Raw genomic sequence first — 15,322 nt, 5'->3', positions numbered from 1 at the left:
CCCCACCCCCACGCCCCGTGCGTCATCGGCGCGTTGCCGCCCACGCGGGCAGCAGCGCCGCCGCCACGGCGACGACCGCGCACACACCGACCGCGGCACCGGCCGTGCCCCAGGGCACGGTCACCGTGACGGGTGCGGACAGGGACGCCAGTGCCGCTCCGAGCCCGGCGAGGTTCACCGCGGTGACAGCGGCTCCGAGCAACGCGCCGATCCCGACGGCGAGCAGCGACTCGCCCGCCACGACCCGCAGGATCTGCGCCCGCGTCGCGCCCGCCGCCCGCAGGGAGCCGAACTCGCGGGAGCGGACCGCCGTCGCCATCAGCAGGGTGTTGCCGAGCGCGATCACCGTGTAGAGGACGGCGATGCCGAGGACCACCAGCAGCCCGAGCCGGGTCCTGGCGCTGGTGCGAGGATGCGTCGCCGCGGCCCACGAGTCCGCGGAGCGCACCTCGCCACCGCTCGCCCGCAGCGCTTCCCGGACCGCTGCCGGGTCGGCGCCTGACCCCAGCCGTACGTCGATGCGGTCGATGGGTGCCGCGGTCGCGTTGGCCGCGGTGATGTACGCCCCGTTGTCGCCCGTGCCGGTCGCCAGGACCGCCGCGATGCGCAGTGACGCCGGCCGCCCGTCGCCGAGCCGTACGGTCACCCGCTCGCCGACGGTGTGCCGCTCCCACTCCTCGTTCACGATGATCGAGGAGTCGTCGAGGTCGCGCGGATCGCCCGCGACGACCGGCAGCCGCGCGACGCGGGCGAAGGCGGCCGGGTCCGGGACCGCGCGGGCGTCGGACCGGATCAGCGCGGCGCCGTCCTCCCGTACGAACACGGCGGTCGACGCGCTCGCGGAGACCGTCGCTCCCGCCACCCGCAGAGGCCGCAACTCCTCGCCTGTGACGACGAGATGGGCCGACGTCTGCCGGCGTGCCTCCGCCGCCCTGGCCGCGGTGACCGTCTCCGCCGTGCCGAGGAGCGAACCCGCCAGGCCCACCGTGACCAGGACGGGTGCGGCGACGGCGGCCGTACGGCGCAGGGCGGCGGCCGTGTTCTCCCGTACGAGCAGCCCGGTCGCCCCGGGCAGTGGCAGCGCCCGCGCCAACGGACGTACGAGCAGCGGGGCGAGCAGGGCGACGGCCGTGATGAGGACCATCGGCTGGGTGGTGTACGTCTTGCGCTTCAGCAACCCGGACGGGTCGGTGGCGAGGGTCCACACAAGCAGACCCGCGCCGGTGAGAAGCAGCGCGCACCCCGCGATACGGCGGACCGGAGTCAGTACGCCGCTGTCGACGTCCGACTCGCGCAGGGCGGCCATGGGTCCGATACGCCCCGCGCGGAGGGACGCCGCCCACGCGCCGCAGAGCGCGACCAGCAGGCCGGTCGAGAACGCCGTCCAGTACGGCCAGACGATCCCGTCCCCGATGGCGAACCACGGTGGCGCGGCGTCTCCCCGCACCAGTACCTCCGCCAGCCGTGGCGCCCCCCACACGCCGAGCGCGCACCCCGCGGCGGACGCGAGCACGCCGACCCCGGCGGCCTCGGTCAGCAGCAGCCGGCGGATCTGGCCGGGTGTCGCGCCCGTGGTCCTGAGCAGCCCGAACTCCCGTGCGCGCAGGGCCACCGCGAAGGCGAAGGTCGATGCGACGACGAAGACCGAGACGAAGGCGGTGACGCCACCCGCGGTGCCGAGCAGGGCGTTGGCGGTCGTCAGGGCCTCCGCGTCCCGTTCGGCTTCCGGGTCGGCCTGCCGGCGGTCGGCGCCGGTGAGGACGCGGGCCCGGTCACCGACGGTCTTCCGGACGGCGGCCGCGGGGGCGTCGATGCCGACGGCGTCCGGGGTGCCGTCCGCCGTCACCGCGCCCAGCGCTTGCAGATCGCGCAGCAGTCCGGGGTCCACAGGGTGGGGACGGTCGAGCTTCTTCGGACCGGCTCCGTCGACGGTGACGGTGTCCGTGCCCGCCACCACCACCGGCGAGGCGGCGAAGCGCCGGGGCGGCTGTTCCGGCGCCCCGACGGTCGAGGCGAGCCCCAGGCCCATGGTGGCCAGCAGCCCGACGCCCAGCGCGAGGGCGACGAAGCTTCCGGCGAAGGAGACCCAGCGGGTGCGCAGGGCGCTCAGCGCGACGGTCAGCACGCCACGGCCTCCAGTCCCGTCATGCGCGCGGCGACCCGCTCGGCGGTCGGCGCGGCCAGTTCGCCGGCGAGGCGGCCGTCGACGAGGAAGACGACCCGGTCCGCGTACGAGGCGGCCACCGGGTCATGGGTGACCATCACCACGGTCCGGCCGTCCCGGTCGGTCACCTCCCGCAGCAGGCGCAGCACATCGCGGCCGGTCGACGTGTCCAGCGCGCCGGTCGGTTCGTCGCCGAAGAGCACGGCGGGCCGGGTGATCAGAGCCCGGGCGATCGCCACCCGCTGCTGCTGGCCGCCGGACAGCCGCCCGGGCCGGTGCCGCGCCCGGTCGGCGAGCCCGACGCGGCGCAACGCCTCGCCGATCTCCGTACGGGACGGCCGGCGGCCCGCCAGCCGCAGGGGGAGGGCGACGTTCTGCGCGGCGGTCAGCGACGCAACGAGGTTGAACTGCTGGAACACGAACCCGACGCGCTCCCGGCGCAGCAGCGTCAGCCGTCGCTCGCTCAGTTTGTCGAGCGCCGTGCCGCCGATCTCCACGCTCCCCGATGTCGGCCGGTCGAGCCCGGCGGCACACTGGAGCAGCGTGGACTTCCCGGAGCCGGACGGCCCCATGACAGCGGTGAAGGAGCCGGCGGGAAACGCGAGGTCCACACCGTCGAGAGCGGTCACATCGCGGTGGACGCGGCGCAGGGCGGTCAGCCGTACGGCCGCGCCGGAAGAGGTCGTCGTCATGCGTCCAGGCTTCCGGGGCGCGGGCCGGGGTTCACGACCACTGAGGGGCGTCCCGGAGGTAGTGCCTGCCCTACCTGGGATCATCGGTGAGCAGGGCGGAGACGCCGGCGAGGACACGGACGGCGGGGACGCCGACGGGAGACGAAGGAGGCGGACCGGTGGGCACGGTGGACGAGGCGTTCGCGGCCGCCCTGTACGCACAGGGGGACGCGGGGCTGGACACGGGTGCGTCGCTGCTCGCCGCCGACCCCGGAGCGGACGGTGAACTGACCCGCCGCGGCGAGGAGTTCGTCCGGCGTGCCTGGGAGCGCGGCTGGCAGCCGGCCGATGTCGTACGGCTGGTCCGTCGCGACCTCGACGAGCACCACGTGCGGCTGGTGTCCGGGCTCATCGCCGGGGAGTCGCACCGCTACGACCGCCTCCCCCCGCGCTGGTCCGCACAGCTCGCGGAGCTCGCGGGCCCCGAGTGGCGCGCGGACCGCTTCTCCTACGCCACGGCGGCGCTGGAGCTCTACCGCCTGCTGGTCGGGCTGCCCGCGATCGAGGCGGTCGGCCCGGTGCCGGGCACCCCCTTCACGGCGCCGCCCTCGCCGCACGAGCCGCGGATGCTCGGCCGTATCCGCGCCCTCCTCGCCAAGGCGGAGGCCACGGGCTTCCCGGAGGAGGCGGAGGCGCTCACCGCCAAGGCCCAGGAGCTGATGGCGCGTCACAGCGTGGACGAGGCCGCCGTGTCGCACCGCACCCATGCGAAGGACGCTCCGACCGCCTGCCGTATCGGGGTGGACGCCCCTTACGAGACGGCGAAGGCGATCCTGCTGGACGCGGTGGCCACGGCGAACCGCTGCCGGGCCGTCTGGAACGGCGCGTTCGGCTTCTCCACGGTCGTCGGCTTCGAGAGCGACCTGGAGTCGGTCGAGCTGCTCCACACCTCGCTGTTGGTCCAGGGTCACGCGGCGATGACCCGCGCGGAGGCCTCCCAGCGGGCGGGCGGGCGGAAGCGTACGAAGACGTTCCGGCAGTCCTTCCTGATGTCCTACGCGAGCCGCGTCGGCGAACGCCTCGCCGCGGCCACCGAGAGCGTGGCCGCCCCGGAGGACCTGCTGCCGGTTCTGGCCTCCCGCGACGTGGCGGTGGCGGGCCGGACGGAGGAGATGTTCCCGCGGACGACGACGACACGGGTGCGGGGTGTGACGGACGAGGCGGGCTGGCTCGACGGCAGGGCGGCGGCGGACCGGGCGCAGGTGTCGCGGGAGCGAGGACAACTGCGGCCGTGACGTCGCGAGGCGGACCGGGGGCAGGGTGGGTGCGGCGTCGGTCGTGCGGCGTGAGACGCAGGCAGGACGCAGGCAGGATCGGCCTGGCCGGGGGCAACGAGGAGCGTGCAGGTCCCGCAGGTCCCGCCGCACCGCTGATTCCCGCGGCCGCCGGGCACGTGGCGCAACGAGGACCGCGCAGATGCGGCGGCACCGCTGACGGCCGCCGGCCGGCCGGGCGCAACGAGGACCGCGCAGGTCCCGTCGCACCGCTGACACCCGCCGCACCGCCGACACCCGCGGCCGCCGGGCGCAACGAGGACCGCCGACATCCGCGGCCGCCAGGCACACGCAGGACCACGCCGCCCCGCCGGCCGCCTCGGCCATGCCGCCCCGAGCCCGCCCGAATCGTCCGCATTATCCCGTCGTGCCGATACCCTCGCCCCATGTCCTGGCTCCGGGCCCTGAAGGAGACCGCGCGCTCCGGGCTCACCCTCGAACGGAAGCGCCTCGAGCCCCTCGTCGCGCTGCGGGGCGCACTCGGACTCGCCCTCGTCGTCGCGGGTGCGCTCTCCCTCTTCGGGACCGTCGTCGCCGTCAGCGCGGCTTTCGGAGCCTTCCAGGCAGCCATCGCCACCTATCAGCGCAGCTGGCGTCCCCGCCCGGTGCTCGCCCTCGCGTCCGGCGCGAGTCTCGCCGTGTCCACCTTCATCGGCTACCTCACCGCCTTCCACCTCGTGGTCTTCCTCGCGATGCTCGCGCTGTGGACCTTCCTCGCCGGGCTTGCCTGGGCGCTCGGCCCCACCGTCGGCATCATCGCCACCTCCAACGTCGCGATCATGCTGGTCACGGTCACCCTCCCGACGTCCGTCGCGGCCGCCGCGGGCCACGCCGCCGTGATCGCGGCCGGCGGATTCGTCCAGGCCGCGCTCGTCGTCCTGCTGCCGGTACGCCGCTGGGGCGCCCAGCGCGACGCGCTCGCCGACGCCCTCGTCGCCGAGGCCGACTACGCACGGCGGCTGCGCCACGACCCGACCGCCCCCTTCGACCCCGCCCCACTCATGCAGGCCCGCCGGGCCGCCGCCGTCACCCGTCGCCAGGCCCGGCGCCGGCCGGCCGAACTGCACGGGATGCGCGGCGTCGCCGAGCGGATCCGCCCGGTGCTCGCCGCGCTCGCCGACCCGGCCGTCGGGGTCCCCGAAGAAGGCCCCGAACGCGACCGGGTGCGCGAACTCCTCTCCGCCGCCGCCTCCGTACTCACCGAGGCCGCCCGAGCCGTCCGCCACAACAAGCCGCTGCGGCTGCCCCCTTCCGCGGTGGCCGCGCTCAAGACCCCGGACACCGCTGCCGTTCTCACCGGCCCCGCACGCCGCGGAGCCCATCGGCTCGCCGCCCTGCTCGACGACGTGGCGGAGACGGCCCGCGGCGCCGGCACCACCGAGGGCCCGCACCGCGACCGCCCGCCGCTGATCCGGCTCGTCCCGGGATCGCTGCGCATCCTGCGCGAAGAACTCCACCGGGACTCCCCGGTCCTGCGCCATGCCTGCCGGGTCTCGGCCGTCACGGCGGTCGGCTACGTCGTCGGCACCGCGCTGCCTCTCGGACACGGCTACTGGGCGCCGATGACCTGCGTGATGGTGATGCGCCCGGACTTCTCGCAGACGTACGCCCGTTCCGTCGCCCGGTTCGGCGGCACGCTGGTCGGGGTCGGCGCGGCCACGGCCGTCGTCCAGGGCGCCGGCCCGGACACCTATCTCTCCGGTGGTCTCGCCGTCCTGTGCGCCTTCTGCGTCTTCCTCGTCCTGGGCACCGGATACGTCGCCTCCAGCGTCTTCATCTCCGCCTATGTCGTCCTGCTGCTGGGCATGGGAGGCGAGGACTGGAACCAGACCGTTCCCGAACGGGTTCTGCTCACCCTCGCGGGCGGAGTGCTCGCGATGATCGCGTACGCGGTCTACCCGGCCTGGGAGACCCCACGGCTGCGTCATCGTCTCGCGGACTGGCTGCAAGCCAACGGCGACTACGCGGCAGCCGTCGTGGACCACTACGCCGACCCGGCGGGCCGGGCGGGCGGGGACATCCGTCAGGCCCTGCTCGACGCGCGCGACGCCCGTATCGCCTGGCGGGAGTCGGTGAAGAGGGCTGAGCATGAGCCCGTGCGGAACCGGGGGCTCTCCCGCGACGCCGCGGAGAGAGCAGGGGAGGCGATCTCCCAACTCGGCCGTGGCGCTCTGCTGATGGAGGCGCATCTGCCCGACAGCGGCGCCGCCCCCGTACCCGCGGCGGCGGACCTGGCCGAAGCGCTGCGCCGCGACACCGGGCGGGCGGCCGCGGCGGTACGCGAGCGCCGGACCCCTCGGTGGGACGCGGTGCACGAGGTCCTCGACCACTGGGACCGCGAGAGCGCACCCGACACGGTCCTGCGCACCGGCGCCGGGCTGGTGGCGGAGGCGCTGGACGATCTGACCGAGGCCCTGGAACCGGACGACGAGGGGGTACGAGGAGGGGCCGGACCGCGAACCCGTGACCGGTGAGGTCGGGGAACGCGGCCCGTGGCGGTGGCCCGGGTAATCAGGGAGTCGGAATCCCCGTGGGGAGCGTGCTGGGCAGCCCCTCGGGCAGCTTGCCGCTCGCCGACTTGGTGAGCGTGTCCTTCTTGCCGGCGTCCCACGCGATGACGAGGGTCTTGCCGTCGTTGGACTCGATCGATCCCATCGTCCGGTCGGTGTTGCCGTCGGAGCACTTGAGCGACAGCATCGGCTCACCGCCCATGTCCGCCAGGTCGCCGGTGCAGGCGCGTCCGTCCGCCACCAGGACCGCCTTCTTGCCGGTGACGGCGAGGTCGACGGACTTGCCGTCGGTCTTGCCCGTCCACGCGCCTTCGATGTCACCGCTCGGCTTGTCGCCGCCGCCCGACGGTGTCGGCGCGCTGGACGACGTCTTGTCGCCCGAGTCGCCGCCGTCGTCGCTGCCGCATCCGGTCAGTACGAGAGCTGCTGCGGCGACGAGGCCGGCGGCGGCCATCGACATGCGTACACGCTGGTGCACTTGACTTCCCCCTTGTCGATTGCAGGACCGCGCCAAGCTACCAGGGACAACTGCCGTGCTCCCGGCGGCAATCCAGGCGGGAGCGCGCGGCCGTGGTCCCGCCTCGGCGGACGCGTGACGCACACCTCATGAGACCGGCGGCCATTCGCCGGAGCCGGAAGGGCGCGGATTGCGTCTCTTCCTTGTGCACGCGGTGGACGAGGCCCTCGACCCGGGGGAGGACGTCCTCGGAGCTGTAACCGAAGCGCCACCCCGCGTGCACGTGCATCTGCCCGTGCGGGCGCTCATGCAAGTGCATATGAACAGAGCTATGATCCGGGACAGTTGACACATGCACCTTGTACCCCGGGAGCGACACGTGCACCACGCGTACAACGGCATGGCGGCCACGGAGCTCCGCGAGGTCGTCTGGCAGAAGAGCAGGCACAGCAACTCACAGGGTTCCTGTGTCGAGTTCGCCAAGCTGCCCGGGGGAGATGTGGCGATGCGCAACTCACGGCACCCCGACGGACCCGCACTCGTCTATACGCCCGCCGAGATAGAAGCGTTGCTTCTCGGTGTGAAGGACGGCGAGTTCGACCACCTGATCGCGCCCGCCTAGCCCCTGTCCGGGCGATCTTGTCGGGCCTGCGACGACCGCTACGGCACCTCGCCCCGGTGCGCACTCCATGAGCGGGCGGCCCGGTGCGTCACGGCAAACGGCCCGGTGTGTCACAGCGAAGAGGGGCGGGCCCGCCCCCCGATGCGGGTCCGCCCCCGGTCTCGCGGGTCCGCTCGTCTCACCCCAGCCGGAACAGCGCCCACACGACCTTGCCGTGCAGGGATCCGGCGAGCGGGTGCCAGCCCCAGCTGTCGCTGAAGGAGTCCACCAGGAAGAGGCCGCGGCCGGACTCGGCCGCGCCGCAGGGATCGGGGAACGAGGCGTCGTCGCCGGCGCGCGCGCCGGGGCCCTCGTGGCTGGGGTCGCGCACCGCACACACCAGCCGGCTCGTCCAGCGCATCAAGTGCAGCCGTACCGGCGGGTTCTGGGCCTCACGCGGCGCCTCGTCGGGCAGGGCGTGCCGCAGGGCGTTGGTGACGAGTTCGGAGACGACCAGCGCGACATCGTCGAAACGGTCGGCCAGCTCCCACTGCCCGAGCGTCGTCCTCGTGAACTGGCGTGCGCCGCGCACCGCTTCGTAGCGGGCGGGCAGGGAGCACGAGGCGCTGCTGGAGACTGCCGCGGGATCGAAAGGGGGAAGCCCCTGCCGTAACGGCTCGAGCATGGTCGATCCATTCGTCCCCATGCGAGGCACTCCCGGGAATCGCGGCTGTGACGCTTCAACACGAACGAGCACGCAGGTGCGCGAGGACCATGGTTCCGAATGCGTACGGCAGATGCAAGGGCAGATGCACGTGCACGCGCCGGACCTGTCCGACCCCGTGCCGTTTCTTGACCATATCTTCCACGGATCTCTCCCACGGCCTTCCCAAGGGCTTCTCATTTCCGTAATCGAATGAGTACGGGCTGAAGCGTTTTGGTGGCAGAATCCGGCACTTGGAGTTCGGGGGTGCTCCAGGCTGTAAGGGACGGAACGCGATGAACGGCGATGGATGGGGAGGGCTGGAGTCGTGACCGCAGGTGAGTCGTGGGCCGAAGGGCCAGGTGGCGGTTCCGTGGTGCGGCGCATCCTGTTGGGCTCGCAGCTGAGGAGGCTGCGCGAATCGCGCGGCATCACCCGCGAAGCAGCCGGCTACTCGATCCGCGCATCGGAGTCAAAGATCAGCCGCATGGAGTTGGGACGGGTGAGCTTCAAGGCCAGGGACGTCGAGGACCTGCTCACGCTCTACGGAGTCGCCGACGAAGCCGAACGCGGACCCCTGCTCGGCCTCGCCAAGGAGGCCAACGTCGCCGGGTGGTGGCACAGTTACGGCGACGTGCTGCCCGGCTGGTTCCAGACATATGTGGGACTGGAGGGCGCGGCCTCGCACATCCGGATCTACGAGGTCCAGTTCGTCCACGGCCTGCTGCAGACCGAGGCGTACGCCCACGCCGTCGTCGCCCGAGGCATCCCGAACGCCCCGCGGGCGGAGATCGACCGCCGGGTGGCCCTGCGCCTGGAGCGCCAGAAGGTGCTCGTCTCGGAGCGCGCCCCGCATCTGCACGCGGTGCTCGACGAGGCGGCGCTGCGCCGGCCGTACGGCGACCGTGAGGTCATGCAGGGGCAGTTGAGGCATCTGATCGAGATCTCCGAGAACCCGAACGTCACCCTTCAGGTGATGCCGTTCAGCTTCGGCGGGCACGCGGGTGAGAGCGGTGCGTTCACCCTGCTGCGGTTCCCGGAGTCGGACCTGTCGGACATCGTCTATCTGGAGCAGCTCACCAGCGCCCTCTATCTCGACAAGCGCGAGGAAGTCGCCCAGTACGAGCGGGTCATGAAGCGTCTGCAGGAGGACAGCCCGGATTCGGCCGAGAGCCGTGACGTTCTGCGTGGTCTACTCCAACTGATCTGAAACGACAGTACGATGACGTGACGTCAGGCATCTGCTTCTGCGATGGGAATCGGATCACATGTCCTTCTTCACCGAGCTGGCCCACCAGTACATCGATGGCGAGTGGAGGCCTGGCAGCGGCTCCTGGGACATCATCGACTTCAATCCGTACGACGGCGAGAAGCTCGCCTCGATACCCGTCGCCACCGCCGTCGAGGTCGACCAGGCCTATCGCGCGGCCGAGCGCGCGCAGGTTGCCTGGGCCGAGACCAACCCCTATGCCCGGCGGACGGTGTTCGAGAAGGCGCTGCGCGTCATCGAGGACCGTGAGCAGGAGATCACCGAGACGATCATCGCCGAGCTCGGCGGCACCCATGTCAAGGCGGCCTTCGAACTCCACCTCGCCAAGGAGTTCCTGCGCGAGGCGATGCAGCTGGCGCTGCGGCCCGAGGGCCGGATCCTCCCCTCGCCGGTCGACGGCAAGGAGAACCGCGTCTACCGCCTCCCGGTCGGTGTCGTCGGTGTGATCAGCCCCTTCAACTTCCCCTTCCTGCTGTCGATCAAGTCGGTCGCCCCCGCCCTCGCACTGGGCAACGCGGTGGTCCTCAAGCCCCACCAGAACACGCCGATCTGCGGCGGCTCGCTGGTGGGCAAGCTCTTCGAGGACGCGGGTCTGCCGCCCGGCGTGCTGAACGTCGTCATCACCGACATAGCCGAGATCGGTGACGCGCTCCTCGAGCACCCGGTGCCGAGGGCCATCTCCTTCACCGGTTCCGACAAGGTGGGGCGTCATGTCGCCACTGTCTGCGCGGCCAGTTTCAAGCGCGCCATCCTCGAACTCGGCGGCAACAGCGCGCTGATCGTGCTCGACGACGCGGACATCGACTACGCGGTCGACGCGGCGGTCTTCAGCCGTTACGTGCACCAGGGCCAGGTCTGCATGGCCGCTAACCGGGTGCTGGTGGACCGCTCGGTGGAGAAGGAGTTCACCGAGAAGTTCGTCGCCAAGGTGCGCACGCTGAAGGTCGGTGACCCGTCGGACCCGACGACGCACATCGGTCCGCTCATCAACTCCCAGCAGGCCGACGCGGTGACGGCGCTCGTCGACCAGACGGTCGAGGCCGGGGCGACCGCCCTGCTGCACGGCGGCGCCGAGGGCAATCTGGTCTCGCCGTCCGTGCTCACGGGCATCGCGACCGACTCACCGATCCTGGGCCAGGAGATCTTCGGCCCGGTGGCGCTGATCGTGCCGTTCGACGGGGAGGACGAGGCGGTCAGGATCGCCAACGACACCCCGTACGGGCTGTCGGGCGCCGTGCACACCGCGGACATCGAGCGGGGTGTACGGATCGCCAAGCGCATCGAGACCGGCATGATCCACATCAATGACGGCACCGTGCACGACGAGCCGATCGTGCCGTTCGGCGGCGAGAAGCACTCCGGCAGCGGACGGCTGAACGGCGAGTCGATGATCGAGGCGTTCACCACCCAGAAGTGGATCTCGGTGCAGCACGGGCGCTCGCGCTTCCCGTTCTAGGCCCGGACAGCGCCTGGCGGTACGTGCCCGGGCGCGGGTCGCGTACTCCCGGCCGGGTGATCCGGTACGCACTTTTCTCCACCGCGGACCCTTGAGGACAGAAGCTGTCCGCAAGGGTCCGTAGTGTCGTTGGTGTCGGAAGGAGGCGGAAGGCGTTGCCCCCGGTCTCCTCGCAGCAGCCTGAAAGGCGGACACCATGGTCACTCACGTTCCCGCGGAGGCCCGTGGCGACGAGCGCGGTGCGCTCCTCGCCTTCGTCGAGGCACAGCGCGGCGCGATCCGCCGGTCGGTCCTCGGGCTGACGGAGGAGCAGGCCGCGAGCCGCCCGAGCGCCAGCGAGCTCACGCTCTCCGGACTGCTCAAGCACGTCGCCGAGATGGAGCTGAACTGGCTGCGCATGGCGCAGGAGCGCCCCAACGAGAAGGCGCGCACCGAGGAGACGTGGGGCGACAGCTTCCGCCTGGTCGACGGCGAGACGATCCCCGGGACACTTGCCTTCTGGAAGTCGGTCGCCAAGGAGACCGAGGAGTTCATCCGGTCGGTCCCGACCCTGGACGACACCTTCCCGCTGCCCGAGGCGCCCTGGTTCCCCACGGACGGAAGGGTGTCGATGCGCTGGCTGCTGGTGCACCTCGTGGAGGAGATCGGCCGGCACGCGGGCCACGCGGACATCATCCGCGAATCGCTGGACGGCAAGGGCGCGTTCGACCTGGTCGCGCTGGAGAGCGGCCAGAGCTGGGGCTGAGCGCACGCGGGCGGAGGCGGGCCGGAGCTGCGGCCGGGACGGCGAGGCCCGGCCGCAGCTCCGCGGGAGCCTCGGGGCAGGGCCCGCAGCTCCGCGGAGCCTCCGGGTCAGGGTCCCAGCTCCGCGCGAGTCTCAAGCGATCGGGCCCCAGCTCGGCCACGGCCTCGACGGTCAGGTCCGTAGGTGCGGGTGCGCCCCGCCCCGTCAGGCCCGCAGCTCCGACAGTCGCTCCAGGCTGTCGCGCGCCGATGCGCTCTCCTCGTCGGTGAGCCGCACCGCCTCGGCCCGCTCCAGCAGCGACCGCGCCGCCTCCTCGTCCCCGAGCCGCAGGGCGATGTCGCCGCGCAGGACGAGCAGCCGCAACAGCTGCACCGGGGTGGGCCGTTCGTCATCCAGCCCGAGCACCCGGTCGATGATCTTCGCCGCGCCCGGCAGATCCTCCTTGGAGTCGGCGAACAGGTCCGCCATGTGCAGGGCCCGGGCGAACGTCTCCTTGGGGGCCGGCCGATGGCTCTGGTCCTCGTCGGTCTTCTGGCCGACCCGGATGGAGTTGCCGCCGGGGTCGGTCATCAGGAACTGCCGCACCCCGTACGACATGTCCTTGAGCGGTCCGATGCGTGGCAGCCCGCGCAGCGGGATCCTTCCGTACGCCGCCTTGAGGCCCGCGCGGAACGTCGTGTGCAGCGTGTCGACGTCGTCGGTGAGGATGTAGCAGCCGGAGTAGGACTCCTTCGGGTCGTACGCCTTCATGCCGAAGAACTGGAGCTCGACGGGCCCTCGCTCGACGACCGCGTAGGCGTAGGGGCTCTTCTGAAGGAAAGTCGTCTCGAAACCCAGGGCGGTGTAGAAGTCGACCACCGGCTGGATCGTCCGGCACGGGAGGAGCGGGATGGTCTTCTCGGTCATGCCGCGTAGTCTAGTCAAAGTTGAATAGAAGGGAGTCCCGGCTGATGTCAGCGATCCGTCTGCTGGTCCTCGGTGCGGTGCGTCAGCACGGGCGGGCGCACGGCTACCAGGTCCGCAACGACCTGGAGTACTGGGGCGCGCACGAGTGGTCCAACGCCAAGCCCGGCTCGATCTATCACGCGCTCAAGCAGATGGCGAAGCAAGGGCTGTTGCACGCCCATGAGATCGCGCCGTCCACGGCCGGCGGTCCGCCGCGCACCGAGTACGAGATCACCGAGAAGGGCACCGAGGAGTTCCTTCAGCTGCTGCGGGAGTCCCTGACCTCGTACGACCAGAAGATGGACGTCCTGTCGGCCGCGGTCGGCTTCATCGTCGACCTGGAGCGCGCGGAGGCCGTGGCCCTGCTGGAGGAGCGGGTGCGCGGCATGGAGGAGTGGCGCTCGGCGGTGACCGAGTACTACACGCCGGAGGAGGGGCCCGAGTCGCTCGGCCACATCGGCGAGATCATGAACCTCTGGGTCGCCTCGGCCGACTTCGGCGCCGAGTGGACCCGCGGTCTGATCCGGCGGATCGAGGCCGGCGCGTACACCTTCGCCGGTGAGGGCGAGCCCTTCGTCGGGGTGCTCGCCGAGGGTGAGGAGAACCCGTATGCGACGGGCGAACCGCACGAGGGCGATCTGGGCTGACGGGCTCGGGCCGACAGGATTCGTCGGCTAATCAAGTTTGACCAATCGCGGGTCCGGGGATACCTTCCCCTCTGTAGTCAAGTTTGACTACTTGCCTTGAGGGTGCTGGAGGAGACGCATGACGGACGCGATCGTCGTCGAGGGCGCGCGCAAGCGGTACGGGGAGAAGAAGGCACTGGACGGACTGGACCTGACGGTGGCCGGCGGCACGGTGCACGGCGTGCTCGGGCCCAACGGCGCGGGCAAGACCACCGCCGTGCGCATCATGGCGACCCTGCTGCGCCACGACGAGGGCACCGTGCGGGTCGCGGGGCACGACGTACGGACCGATGCGGCGGCCGTCCGGCGGCGGATCGGACTGCTCGGTCAGCACGCCGCGGTCGACGAGGAACTCGGTGGCCGGCAGAACCTGGAGATGTTCGGGCGGCTGCATCATCTGGGCGCGCGCAGAGCGGGCACGCGGGCCGACGAACTGCTCGAGCGATTCGGGCTCGCCGACACCGGGCGCAAGGCGGTCAAGCAGTACAGCGGCGGTATGCGTCGGCGGCTCGACCTGGCCGCCTCGCTGATCACGGACCCGCAGGTGCTGTTCCTCGACGAGCCGACGACCGGGCTCGACCCCCGCGGCCGGGCCGAGGTGTGGAGCGCGGTCCGCTCGCTGGTCGGCGGCGGCACGACCGTTCTGCTGACCACGCAGTATCTGGAGGAGGCCGACCAGCTGGCCGACCGGATCTCGGTCATCGACGCCGGCCGGGTCGTCGCGGACGGCACGGCCGACCAGCTGAAGGCCAAGCTCGGCGGCGACCGCATCGACGTGGTCCTGCGCGATGCGGCCGATCTGCCCCGGGTGGCGCCGCTGCTGACCGGTGAGACGACCGTGGACGAGGACCGGCGGCTGATCAGCGCCCCCGTGAGCGACCGGATGGCCGCACTGACCGAGACCGTACGGGCGCTGGAGGCGGCCGGAATCGACGCGGAGGACGTCGCACTGCGCCGGCCCACCCTCGACGAGGTCTTTCTGCATCTCACGAAGGAGGCCTCGGCATGAGCACCTATGCCCTCACCGACTCCTGGACCATGACCCGGCGCGAACTCGCGCACTGGGCGCGGCAACCGGTGCAGGTCGTCGTCGGCCTGGTCTTCCCGGTGATGCTCCTGCTGATGTTCGGCTATCTCATCGGCGGCGGCCGCGGCGTCGAGGGCGCCTACGTCAACTACCTCGTCCCCGGCATGCTCGCGCTGACCATGGCCTTCGGTCTCGAGGCGACGATGCTCGCGGTCACCCAGGACCTCAACAAGGGGGTGATCGACCGGTTCCGCTCGATGCCGATGGCCGACTCGGCGGTGCTGGTCGGCCGCAGTACGGCGGACATGCTCCAGTCGGCGCTCAGCCTGCTGGTGATGACCGGCGTCGGATACGCCATCGGCTGGCGCTGGCACGGCTCGTTCGTCGCGTTCCTCGGGGCACTGGGACTGCTCCTGCTGCTGCGCTTCGCGATGCTGTGGATCGGCATCCACCTGGCGATGGTCGCCGGAAAGCCCGAGATGGTGCAGGCCGTGCAGATCCTGGTGTGGCCGGTCGGCTTCCTCTCCAACGCGTTCGCGGCACCGGAATCGATGCCGGGCTGGCTGGGCGCGGCGGTCCAGTGGAACCCCATGTCCGCGACGGCCACGGCCGTACGCGACCTGTCCGGCATCCCGGTGGACGGCGGCTGGGCGGCCGAGCACGCCCAACTCCTCGCCATGCTGTGGCCGGTGCTGCTGGTCGGGGTCTTCTTCCCGCTGGCCGTACGGAGGTTCCGCCGGCTCAGCCACTGAC

Annotated in this window: 14 protein-coding genes; 9 read left to right on the top strand and 5 right to left on the bottom strand. The window is 71.8% G+C overall.

Annotation, left to right across the window (positions count from 1 at the left end; genetic code table 11):
- Window positions 1–22 precede the first annotated feature (22 nt).
- Together ACFWU3_RS25125 and ACFWU3_RS25120 are read right to left on the bottom strand one after the other, a co-directional pair.
- The gene (locus ACFWU3_RS25125; protein WP_384441766.1) at window positions 23–2,125 is read right to left on the bottom strand and encodes an FtsX-like permease family protein; all 2,103 of its coding nucleotides are present in this window, start codon (window positions 2,123–2,125) and stop codon (window positions 23–25) included.
- Window positions 2,119–2,856 (bottom strand): ABC transporter ATP-binding protein, encoded by a 738-nt coding sequence (locus ACFWU3_RS25120; RefSeq protein WP_384441763.1) that lies wholly within the window; start codon window positions 2,854–2,856, stop codon window positions 2,119–2,121. Before ACFWU3_RS25120 ends, ACFWU3_RS25125 begins: the two co-directional genes overlap by 7 nt.
- A 167-nt stretch (window positions 2,857–3,023) precedes the next feature.
- On the opposite strand from ACFWU3_RS25120, the gene ACFWU3_RS25115 reads away from it, so the two are divergent.
- Together ACFWU3_RS25115 and ACFWU3_RS25110 are read left to right on the top strand one after the other, a co-directional pair.
- On the top strand, window positions 3,024–4,130 hold the full coding sequence (locus ACFWU3_RS25115; protein ID WP_384441833.1) for a DUF2786 domain-containing protein: 1,107 nt from the start codon (window positions 3,024–3,026) through the stop codon (window positions 4,128–4,130).
- A 425-nt stretch (window positions 4,131–4,555) separates the two neighbouring features.
- A complete protein-coding gene (locus ACFWU3_RS25110) occupies window positions 4,556–6,643 on the top strand; it encodes an FUSC family protein (protein WP_384441760.1) in 2,088 nt (695 codons plus the stop codon).
- Window positions 6,644–6,680: 37 nt separating this feature from the next.
- Here ACFWU3_RS25110 and ACFWU3_RS25105 read toward each other — a convergent pair whose 3' ends face one another.
- Window positions 6,681–7,157 (bottom strand): hypothetical protein, encoded by a 477-nt coding sequence (locus tag ACFWU3_RS25105; RefSeq protein WP_384441757.1) that lies wholly within the window; start codon window positions 7,155–7,157, stop codon window positions 6,681–6,683.
- Window positions 7,158–7,515: 358 nt separating this feature from the next.
- On the opposite strand from ACFWU3_RS25105, the gene ACFWU3_RS25100 reads away from it, so the two are divergent.
- Window positions 7,516–7,758, top strand: coding sequence for a DUF397 domain-containing protein (locus ACFWU3_RS25100; RefSeq protein WP_384441830.1), 243 nt, complete (start codon window positions 7,516–7,518; stop codon window positions 7,756–7,758).
- Window positions 7,759–7,936: 178 nt separating this feature from the next.
- Here the strand turns inward: ACFWU3_RS25100 and ACFWU3_RS25095 are convergent, their stop codons facing one another.
- Entirely contained in the window at window positions 7,937–8,443 is a 507-nt protein-coding gene (locus ACFWU3_RS25095; protein ID WP_384441755.1) for an ATP-binding protein, read from the bottom strand.
- A 325-nt stretch (window positions 8,444–8,768) separates the two neighbouring features.
- On the opposite strand from ACFWU3_RS25095, the gene ACFWU3_RS25090 reads away from it, so the two are divergent.
- The 3 genes from ACFWU3_RS25090 (at window position 8,769) to ACFWU3_RS25080 (ending at window position 11,911) form a co-directional block, all read left to right on the top strand.
- Window positions 8,769–9,650 carry a helix-turn-helix domain-containing protein gene (locus ACFWU3_RS25090; protein ID WP_384441752.1) on the top strand — a complete coding sequence of 294 codons (882 nt, stop codon included), beginning with the start codon at window positions 8,769–8,771 and terminating at the stop codon, window positions 9,648–9,650.
- A 58-nt stretch (window positions 9,651–9,708) separates the two neighbouring features.
- Complete coding sequence (locus tag ACFWU3_RS25085) at window positions 9,709–11,166, top strand: aldehyde dehydrogenase family protein (protein ID WP_384441749.1); 1,458 nt, start codon at window positions 9,709–9,711, stop codon at window positions 11,164–11,166.
- A gap of 196 nt (window positions 11,167–11,362) precedes the next feature.
- Window positions 11,363–11,911: a DinB family protein gene (locus ACFWU3_RS25080; RefSeq protein ID WP_384441747.1), complete on the top strand. Its 549-nt coding sequence runs from the start codon at window positions 11,363–11,365 to the stop codon at window positions 11,909–11,911.
- 204 nt (window positions 11,912–12,115) lie between these two features.
- Here the strand turns inward: ACFWU3_RS25080 and ACFWU3_RS25075 are convergent, their stop codons facing one another.
- Entirely contained in the window at window positions 12,116–12,817 is a 702-nt protein-coding gene (locus ACFWU3_RS25075; RefSeq protein ID WP_384441744.1) for a bleomycin resistance protein, read from the bottom strand.
- A gap of 44 nt (window positions 12,818–12,861) precedes the next feature.
- Between ACFWU3_RS25075 and ACFWU3_RS25070 the strand changes: the two genes are divergently transcribed.
- The 3 genes from ACFWU3_RS25070 (at window position 12,862) to ACFWU3_RS25060 (ending at window position 15,321) form a co-directional block, all read left to right on the top strand.
- The gene (locus ACFWU3_RS25070) at window positions 12,862–13,503 is read left to right on the top strand and encodes a PadR family transcriptional regulator (protein ID WP_327681733.1); all 642 of its coding nucleotides are present in this window, start codon (window positions 12,862–12,864) and stop codon (window positions 13,501–13,503) included.
- Between the two features lie 118 nt (window positions 13,504–13,621).
- On the top strand, window positions 13,622–14,551 hold the full coding sequence (locus tag ACFWU3_RS25065; protein ID WP_384441741.1) for an ATP-binding cassette domain-containing protein: 930 nt from the start codon (window positions 13,622–13,624) through the stop codon (window positions 14,549–14,551).
- On the top strand, window positions 14,548–15,321 hold the full coding sequence (locus tag ACFWU3_RS25060; protein WP_384441738.1) for an ABC transporter permease: 774 nt from the start codon (window positions 14,548–14,550) through the stop codon (window positions 15,319–15,321). The genes ACFWU3_RS25065 and ACFWU3_RS25060 overlap by 4 nt, the downstream gene beginning before the upstream one ends.
- The last annotated feature ends 1 nt before the right edge of the window (window position 15,322 follow it).

The sequence above is a fragment of the Streptomyces sp. NPDC058685 genome (assembly GCF_042714725.1).
Taxonomy (GTDB): domain Bacteria; phylum Actinomycetota; class Actinomycetes; order Streptomycetales; family Streptomycetaceae; genus Streptomyces.
Note: the sequence above shows the minus strand (reverse complement) of the source record. Positions and strands in the feature narration are given on the sequence as shown.

Excerpts from the sequence above, each read along its gene's own strand:
- ACFWU3_RS25110 (WP_384441760.1), top strand. The coding sequence starts at position 4,556 with ATGTCCTGGCTCCGGGCCCTGAAGGAGACCGCGCGCTCCGGGCTCACC.
- ACFWU3_RS25060 (WP_384441738.1), top strand. The coding sequence starts at position 14,548 with ATGAGCACCTATGCCCTCACCGACTCCTGGACCATGACCCGGCGCGAA.
- ACFWU3_RS25095 (WP_384441755.1), bottom strand. The coding sequence starts at position 8,443 with ATGGGGACGAATGGATCGACCATGCTCGAGCCGTTACGGCAGGGGCTT.
- ACFWU3_RS25080 (WP_384441747.1), top strand. The coding sequence starts at position 11,363 with ATGGTCACTCACGTTCCCGCGGAGGCCCGTGGCGACGAGCGCGGTGCG.
- ACFWU3_RS25075 (WP_384441744.1), bottom strand. The coding sequence starts at position 12,817 with ATGACCGAGAAGACCATCCCGCTCCTCCCGTGCCGGACGATCCAGCCG.
- ACFWU3_RS25120 (WP_384441763.1), bottom strand. The coding sequence starts at position 2,856 with ATGACGACGACCTCTTCCGGCGCGGCCGTACGGCTGACCGCCCTGCGC.
- ACFWU3_RS25070 (WP_327681733.1), top strand. The coding sequence starts at position 12,862 with ATGTCAGCGATCCGTCTGCTGGTCCTCGGTGCGGTGCGTCAGCACGGG.
- ACFWU3_RS25065 (WP_384441741.1), top strand. The coding sequence starts at position 13,622 with ATGACGGACGCGATCGTCGTCGAGGGCGCGCGCAAGCGGTACGGGGAG.
- ACFWU3_RS25085 (WP_384441749.1), top strand. The coding sequence starts at position 9,709 with ATGTCCTTCTTCACCGAGCTGGCCCACCAGTACATCGATGGCGAGTGG.